This is a genomic window from Acidimicrobiales bacterium, from assembly GCA_036273495.1.
Classification (GTDB): domain Bacteria; phylum Actinomycetota; class Acidimicrobiia; order Acidimicrobiales; family JAJPHE01; genus DASSEU01.
On sequence record DASUHN010000116.1, the window covers coordinates 1 to 6749 of the forward strand.

At 74.4% G+C, this 6749-nt stretch carries 9 protein-coding genes; 5 read left to right on the plus strand and 4 right to left on the minus strand.

Features of this window, described 5'->3' with window-relative positions:
• Nucleotides 1–445 (plus strand): hypothetical protein (locus VFW24_04870; protein ID HEX5266083.1); only part of this gene is annotated, 445 nt, incomplete at its 5' end.
• Between the two features lie 58 nt (nucleotides 446–503).
• On the opposite strand, the gene VFW24_04875 is transcribed toward VFW24_04870, so the two are convergent.
• Nucleotides 504–1529, minus strand: a complete 1026-nt coding sequence (locus tag VFW24_04875; GenBank protein ID HEX5266084.1) for a Ku protein — start codon at nucleotides 1527–1529, stop codon at nucleotides 504–506.
• A 103-nt stretch (nucleotides 1530–1632) separates the two neighbouring features.
• Between VFW24_04875 and VFW24_04880 the strand changes: the two genes are divergently transcribed.
• Together VFW24_04880 and VFW24_04885 are read left to right on the plus strand one after the other, a co-directional pair.
• On the plus strand, nucleotides 1633–2466 hold the full coding sequence (locus VFW24_04880; protein ID HEX5266085.1) for a hypothetical protein: 834 nt from the start codon (nucleotides 1633–1635) through the stop codon (nucleotides 2464–2466).
• A gap of 2 nt (nucleotides 2467–2468) precedes the next feature.
• Complete coding sequence (locus VFW24_04885) at nucleotides 2469–2963, plus strand: hypothetical protein (GenBank protein ID HEX5266086.1); 495 nt, start codon at nucleotides 2469–2471, stop codon at nucleotides 2961–2963.
• Here the strand turns inward: VFW24_04885 and VFW24_04890 are convergent.
• Both VFW24_04890 and VFW24_04895 read right to left on the minus strand, forming a co-directional pair.
• Nucleotides 2860–4188, minus strand: coding sequence for an MFS transporter (locus VFW24_04890; protein HEX5266087.1), 1329 nt, complete (start codon nucleotides 4186–4188; stop codon nucleotides 2860–2862). The two genes, VFW24_04885 and VFW24_04890, sit on opposite strands and share 104 nt — an antisense overlap.
• A 42-nt stretch (nucleotides 4189–4230) precedes the next feature.
• Entirely contained in the window at nucleotides 4231–4617 is a 387-nt protein-coding gene (locus VFW24_04895) for a VOC family protein (protein ID HEX5266088.1), read from the minus strand.
• Nucleotides 4618–4650: 33 nt separating this feature from the next.
• On the opposite strand from VFW24_04895, the gene VFW24_04900 reads away from it, so the two are divergent.
• On the plus strand, nucleotides 4651–4998 hold the full coding sequence (locus VFW24_04900; protein HEX5266089.1) for a rhodanese-like domain-containing protein: 348 nt from the start codon (nucleotides 4651–4653) through the stop codon (nucleotides 4996–4998).
• An 18-nt stretch (nucleotides 4999–5016) separates the two neighbouring features.
• Here VFW24_04900 and VFW24_04905 read toward each other — a convergent pair whose 3' ends face one another.
• Nucleotides 5017–6147: a serine hydrolase domain-containing protein gene (locus VFW24_04905; GenBank protein ID HEX5266090.1), complete on the minus strand. Its 1131-nt coding sequence runs from the start codon at nucleotides 6145–6147 to the stop codon at nucleotides 5017–5019.
• Nucleotides 6148–6225: 78 nt separating this feature from the next.
• Here VFW24_04905 and VFW24_04910 point away from each other — a divergent pair.
• Nucleotides 6226–6749, plus strand: a 524-nt coding sequence (locus tag VFW24_04910; GenBank protein ID HEX5266091.1) for a hypothetical protein, incomplete at its 3' end; no start/stop codon positions are given.

Here is a 6749-nt window from a genome sequence, read left to right on the forward strand (position 1 = left end):
GGTCCAGGCGGCGGCCGGCATCGCCGCCGGAGAGTCGGGTGGGGCGGGGCGGTCGGTGACGCGACAGCGACCGGGAGACCCAGGTGATGAAGAGCAACCCGGCGCTCTTCCTTGTCAGCTGCTCGACCACGGGACCGGGTATCTGGCCGCCGCCGCCGTTCTCGACGGGCTGCGCCGCCAGGCCGAGGGCCGGACCGGCACCCACGTCCGCCGCCTGTCGCTGGCCCGGACGGCGGCCTGGCTGGTCGGCCACCCCGCAGAGGATCCGCAGCGAGCACCGGTGGGGCCGCCGGATGACGACGGGGCCGGGATGGTGAGCATCCGCCAGGGGCCCGACGAGATCCGGATGGTCGCCCCTCCGGGCGCCCTCGACGGGATCCCGCTGCGCTGGCCCGGTCCCCCGGCCCGCTACGGCACCGACGCGCCGGCGTGGTCAGACGGCTGAACCCGACCCGCCGGGCGGGCGTGGTGACGCGGCCGGCGGCAGCCGGTGGGAGACGCGGTCAGGCCGCTGAGCGTGATCTCTTGGAGGAGCTCTTGGACGTCTTGGCGGAACCGGAGCGCCGCTTGGAGGCCGGCGCCCGGCGGGCCTGATCCTTCTGGGCCGGGGCCTTCTTGGCCCGGCTGGTGGACGCCTTGGCGCCGGCCCGCCCGCCCTTCCGCTCGTTGGCCGGGTCACCTTCTGCCTCGTCGTCGGCGGCCGACAGCTCCTCGGCCATCTTCTCCAGCGCCGGCTCCAGGCCGCCCCGGGAGCGGGCCGCCTTGAGGCTGGCCTCGAGCGCCCCCATCAGGTCGGCCATCTCGGCCCGGGCCGCCGGGGCCTCCTCCACGACGATGTCCTTGCCCTTCTCGTGGGCCCTGATCAGCTGGCGGACCTCTTCGGTGTAGGTGTCCGTGTAGCGCTCGGGCTTCCACGGTCCCGACAGCGAGTCGATGATCTGGTTGGCCAGCCGGAGCTCCTTGGCGTCGGGCTTGGTCGACTTCGACGGCAGGCCGTCGATGTCGGAGCGGCCCACGACCTCGTCGGCAAAGCGCATCGTCGACATGGCCAGCGCGTGGTCACGCGGCCGGATGGCGGCGAGGTACTGCTTGTTCCGCATGACCACCATCCCGATGCCGACCCGGTTCCGGTCCTCCATGGCCGTCACCAGGAGCCGGTAGGCGCGGGTGGCCGCCTCTCCGTCGGGCACCAACCAGTAGGTCCGGTTGTAGAAGGCGGGGTCGACCTCGGACAGCTCGACGAAGTCGGTGATGTCGATGGTGCGCGTGGTGCGGGGCCGCAGCTCGTCGAGCTCCCCCGGGTCGACGACGACCAGCTTCCCCTTGTCCACCTCGTAGCCGAGCTCGATCTGCTCGGAGTCGACCTGCTTGCCCGTCTTCTCCGCCACCTTCTCGTAGCGGATGCGCGAGCCGCTCCTCTTGTCGACCTGGTGGAAGCGGACGCTGTGGTCCCGCACCGCCGAATACACCTTCACCGGGATGTTCACCAGCCCGAAGCTGACCGAACCCGACCAGATTGCCCGTGCCATGCCGTAGGGATACCCGCGACCGGGCCCCGGTAGGCGTCGGGGGATCACCTGCACGGGCAGCCGGGCGGCAGCGGGGCGGGGCCGGGCGCGGTAGGACTGGGGGGTGGACCTCGACTCGGCCGCCGCCGACCTCTACGGGCTCAGGCCCGGGGAGTTCACCGCCGCCCGTGACGCCCGGGCCGCCGAGGCCCGCCGGGACGGGGACAAGGAGCTGGCCGCCGCCATCAAGAAGCTCAAGCGCCCCTCGGTCAGCGCCTGGCTCGCCAACATCCTGGTGCGGGAGCGCCCGGACGAGGTCGAGCGCCTGCTGACCCTGGGGACCGGTCTGCGCCAGGCGCAGCAACAGCTCGAAGGTGAGCAGCTGCGCGCCCTGTCCCAGCAGCGTCACCAGGTGGTGGCGGCGTTGGTCCAGGAGGCGGGCAGCCTGGCCGTCCCGCAGGGCCAACCGGTGAGCGCGGCGGCGCAGCGGGAGCTGCTGGAGACCCTCGAGGCGGCCCTGTCCGATCCGGCCGCGGCCGAGGCGCTGCGGGCGGGCCGGCTCACCGTGCCGCTCTCCTACAGCGGCCTGGGCACGGTCGGCGTCGATGCGGCCCCGGCGCCCGCCGGCACCACCGCGGTCAGCGGGGCCGCCGAGACCAGCCCGGCCGCCCTCCGCGAGGCCGAGGCCGAGCTGTCGGCCGCCGAGCGCCGGCGGGCTCAGCACCAGGAGGAGCTGGCCCGGGCCGAGAGGGAGCGGGACCGGGTGGCGCGGCGGATCGAGGAGCTCTCCCGGCAGCTCGACGAGCTGCGCGCCCAGCTGCCCCGGGCCGACGACGCCGCCGGCCGCCTCCGCGACCGGCTCGGGAGGACGAGCACCGAGGTGACCGCCGCCGAGGAGCGGCTGGCTCAGGCTCGGGGCGCCGACGGCGGAGCCGGAAGAGCCGGCGGGGCGGCCTGACCGTGCAGCTGTTCGTCGGGGTGTGGCCGACCCCGAAGGTGCAGAAGACGTTGGCGGCCTACCCGCGCCCGGAGATGCCCGGTCTGCGGTGGTCGACTCCTTCGCAGTGGCTGGCGGCGATCCGGCCCCTGGGCCACGTTCCCGACCTGGTCGTGCCCGCCCTCGAGGAGACGCTGCGCGAGGAGCTGGACGGAGCGCCGCGGCTGCGCGCCAGCCTCGGGACTCCGTTACACGGAGAGTGGCTGCGCGCGCCGGTGACCGGGCTCGAGGAGCTCCAGGAGGTGGTGTTCGAGGTCACCGAGCCACTGGTCCCGCGCACCCACCCGCACAACACGTGGACCACCAACCTGGTGCTGGCGCGGGGTCGCTCGCCGAAGGAGCTGGTCGCTCCCCTCAGCGCGTCGTGGACGGTGAGCTCGGTGTCGCTGGCCCGGGCGGTCCGCTCCCGACCGGGTCCGGGCTACGAGGATCTCCTGGTGCTGCCGCTGGGAGGGTGACGACGTCGCCCCGTCGGGGGGGCTCGGCCAGTGCAGCCCGCACAGCCGGCTGCCGGGCCACCACGACCAGCGCGAGCACCGCCGCCCCGCCCAGGGTCACCACCCGGAGCCCGACCCGGTCCCCCGCCCAGCCCTGCACGACGGCGCCGACCGGGTACAGCACGCCCAGGGCCATCATGTAGATGCCGAGCACCCGGCCCCTCATCTCGGCGGGGGCGCGCAGCTGGATGGTGGTGTTCAGCCCCGAGAGCACGCCTATGTAGAAGGCACCGAGCAGCAGGATGGCCGCCGCCGAGACGGCCAGCGCCGGCGCCACCGCATAGCCCGCCATGGCGGCGCAGACCCCGAACAGGGCGCCGACGAGGACCCGGCGCCGCCCGAACCGCTCGGCCAGGGGCGCAAGGGACAGGGCGCCCACCACCGCCCCGACGCCCTGGGCGGTGACGAGGACGGCCGTGCCCCGCGACCCGGAGTGGAACAGCTTGACCGCCACCGCCGGCACGAGGGCGATGAACGGGGAGGCGGTCACCGCCACCACCGCGATCAGCGCCACCGCCAGCCGGCAGGCGGGCTCGGCCGCCGTGGCCCGGGCCCCCTCGGCCAGGCGCCGCCGCAGGGGGGCCGGCTCCGTCGGCCGGGCGGGCGGGAGGCGCACCGCCAGCAGGGCCAGGATCACCGCCACGAACGAAGCGGCGTTGACCGCGAACGCCCAGGCGTAGCCGGCGCCGGCTATCACCACCCCCGCCAGGGCCGGGCCGACCACCCGGCCCAGGTTGAACTGGGCCGACGACAGCGAGACGGCGGCCAGCAGCTCCTCCTGCGGCACCAGGTCGGGGAGCATGGCCTGGTAGGCGGGGAACCCGACGGCCGCCATGGCGCCTCCGCCGAACACCAGCAGGGTCACCAGCCCGGGCCCGGCGTGGCCGAGGCCGACGGCCACGGCCAGGGCCGTGGCGAACACCGTCTCCCCCACCGTGGTCGCCAGCAGCCACCGGCGCCGGTCGACGCGGTCGGCCAGGGCCCCGCCGATGGGAGAGAGCAGCCCGATCGGCAAAAACGCCGCCGCCGCCACCAGCCCCGTCCACCCCGAGCGCCCGGTCCGGGCGGTGACGAGCACGCCGACGGCGATCGTCTGCATCCACGACCCGACGTTCGACACCAGGGCGGCCGACCACACCAGGGCGTAGGAGCGCCGGCGCAGGGGCCGCAGGGAGGCGAGAGCCACCCGTCGAGGCTACGGGCGCGCCCGGACGGGGCGGGAGGAGCGCTACCCGGGGTAGTAGCGGAGCTCCACCACGTTGCCATCCGGGTCCCGGACGTAAAGCGACGTCCCTATGCCGCGGGCGCCGAAGCGCGGACCGGGACCGTCGACGACGTCGAAGCGTCCGCTGTCGACCACGGCCCCGAAGTCGGTGGGTCTGACCACCAGGCAGAAGTGGTCGGTGTTCTGGCCGGTGCGCGGGGCGGCCAGGAGGTCGATGATCGTGTGGTCGTCCACCCGCACCGACGGGAAGGGGGCCTTGCCCTCCCGCCACTCCTCCACCCGCACCGGGGCCAGGCCGAGGGTGCCGCCGTAGAACGCCAGCGACCGCTCGACGTCGGAGACGTTGAGCACGACGTGGTCCATCCCGACGATCTCGACCGGCCCGTTCACGTCCCCATCCTGGCGCACCCGTAGGGTGCGGGGATGGCCATGGAACAGATGCCCCATGTCGGTCCCGAGGAGGCCGTCCGCCTCGCCGGGGAGGAGGGCGCCGTGCTGCTCGACGTGCGCGAGCAGGAGGAGTGGGACGCCGGCCACGCCCCCGCCGCCCTCCATGTGGCCATGTCCACCATCTCGGGCCGGGCCGACGACATCCCGACCGACCGCCTCATCGTCTGCGTGTGCCGCTCCGGTGGTCGCTCGGCCGCGGTGACCGAGGCCCTGCTGAACGGCGGATGGAAGGCGGTCAACCTCGAGGGCGGCATGCAGGCGTGGGAGGCCGCCCGGCTCCCCGTGGTCGACGACCGGGACCAGCCCGGCCAGGTCGTCTGACGCCGCCGCCCCAGGCTCCTACGCGAACAGGGCGGCGGCCGCCGTCGACAGCTGGTAGGCCCGGCGCCCGGCCTGCATGGGATCGGGGGACACGGCGTTGTTGAGGTAGGCGAAGGACACGCCCGTGGCGGGGTCGGCCCATCCGATCTGGCCGTGGGCGCCGGCGTGCCCGAAGGCGGCCGGTGAGTTCCCCTGCCCGAACGAGGCGTAGCGCATGACGTGCTGGCCGTCGTCGCCCGCCACGACCAGTCCTATGGTCCGGTTGGCGGGCACGTCGAGGAGGGGGTCGGGCAGCCGGCAGCGGATGTTGGTCGTGGCATCGTGCAGCACGTCCGGGCTCCACACCCCCCCGGGGTTGTGCATCACGCCCTGGTAGAAGAGGGCGAGGTCGGCGGCGGTCATGATGGCCCCGGCCGCCGACACGCCGGCGGCGCGCACGACCGGGTCGTCGAAGATCAGCAGCTCCCGCCAGTCACCGCTGAAGCTGGCCACCTCGGCCGGCTCCGCCGGCGGCTCCCACGGCCCGGTGCCGCCCTTGCCGTCCGGGTCGACCGGGGTCAACGGGGCGATGTCGGACTGGTCGCCGAGGGGGATGCCCAGGACCCGGGGCAGTCCGAGAGGCCGGCACACCGCCGCGTCGATCACCTCCCTGAAGTCCGCGCCGCGGAGACGCTCGATCAGGTCGACCAGCACCCAGTGCGCCGACTCGGCGTGGTACTGGAAGCGCGATCCCGGCTCCCAGTCCAGGTGCCAGGTGGCAAAGCGGGCCCGGCGCCGTTCGGCATCGGTGCCGTCGGCCACCGAGATCGGGGCGGCGGGGAACCCCGAGGTGTGCAGGAGCACCTGCTCGACGGTCACCGCCTCCTTCCCCTTGGACGCGAACTCCGGCACGTAGTGGGCGACCGGCCTGGTTATGTCGAGCCTCCGGTCACCGATCAGCAGCCACACCGCCGCCGCCACGATCGGCTTGGTGGCCGAGAAGGCGCAGAAGCGGGTGGCGGTGGTGGCCCGGCCCAGCGCCTCGAAGAACAGGACCCGGCCCTCCCGGGCCACCGCCAGCTGGCAGGCGGGAACCCGGCCCCGCTCGACGTCGTGGCGCGCCGCCGCGAGCAGGTCCTCGTAGCGCGCGTCGGGCCCGGTGGCGGTCAAGGCGGTCACCCTAGACACGGACCGGGGCCGAGGCTCCGGCCCGGCACGGGACGGTCCCGGCGTGGGACACTCGGCCCCATGACCCATCCGCTGGACATGCTCACCGGGGACGAGATCGTCCGGGCCGTGGAGGTCCTCCGGGCCGACGGCCGGGTGCCCGACGGCGCCATGTTCCCCTCGATCGTGCTGCACGAGCCGGACAAGGCCGAGCTGGCCACGTGGAAGCCCGGGGACCCGGTCGAGCGCCGGGTCAGGGCGGTGATCGTCCCCGGCCCCGAGTGCGTGGTGAACGAGGCGGTGGTCTCGGTCACCGCCGGGCGGGTGGTCTCGTTCGAGGAGCACGAGGGCATGCGCCCCGCCCTGCTGATGACCGAGGCCCTCAACGCCATCTTCACCACCAAGGACCACCCCGAGTACGTGGCGGCCCTGGCCCGGCGGGGCATCACCGACCTCGACAACGTCCAGATCGACCCGTGGCCCGCCGGGGTGTTCGGCTACGACTCCGAGGACGGCCGGCGGATCGCCCGGTGCATCTCGTTCGTGCGCACCAGCGCCGAGGACAACGGCTACGCCCGCCCGGTCGAGGGCCTGCTCGTCGACTT